The sequence below is a fragment of the Ginsengibacter hankyongi genome (assembly GCF_008710285.1).
GTDB classification, from domain to species: Bacteria; Bacteroidota; Bacteroidia; order Chitinophagales; family Chitinophagaceae; genus Ginsengibacter; species Ginsengibacter hankyongi.
In genome coordinates this window covers 1-527 of record NZ_VYQF01000031.1, presented here as the reverse complement: position 1 = coordinate 527, position 527 = coordinate 1, and the positions used below count along the sequence as shown (strand labels likewise).

The 527-nt window shown below is 31.5% G+C and carries 1 protein-coding gene; it reads left to right on the top strand.

Annotated features, from left to right (window positions below):
* Positions 1 to 504, top strand: a 504-nt coding sequence (locus FW778_RS22940) for a transposase (protein ID WP_202552457.1), incomplete at its 5' end; no start/stop codon positions are given.
* Positions 505 to 527 lie beyond the last annotated feature (23 nt).

The following is a 527-nucleotide window of genomic DNA, read 5'->3' as shown; positions in this document are numbered from 1 at the left end:
AAAATATATTTTTGGACCGCAACCATTCATGAATGGCTCCCTTTATTAGAGCCTGAAGAAAACAAAAAAGTAATTGTAAGTTCTTTAAAAAAATTGTCGGATGATAAATTAATCAGTGTGTATGCATTTATAATTATGCCTAACCATATTCATTTGATATGGTCGCAGGATGGAATGTATGGAAAAGAAACGCCGAAAGGAAGCTTATTGAAATATACAGCTCATATTTTTTTACGTTATTTAAAAACTATTGGTAAGTCAAAATTATATGAAGTTGCAGCCCTTAATAAAAGTCATGAAATATGGCAGAGGGATTCTTTAGGCATTGAGATATACGGTAAAGAAATAGCGAAGCAGAAATTGGACTATATTCACTTCAATCCGGTAAGTGGCAAATGGCAATTGTCAAAAAATGATTTGGATTATTATTACTCATCGGCAAGGTTTTATGAAACCGGAATAGATGAGTTCGGATTTTTAAAAAATATATTTGAAATTTTATAAGAAGTGTTTCGTGAGACACGAAC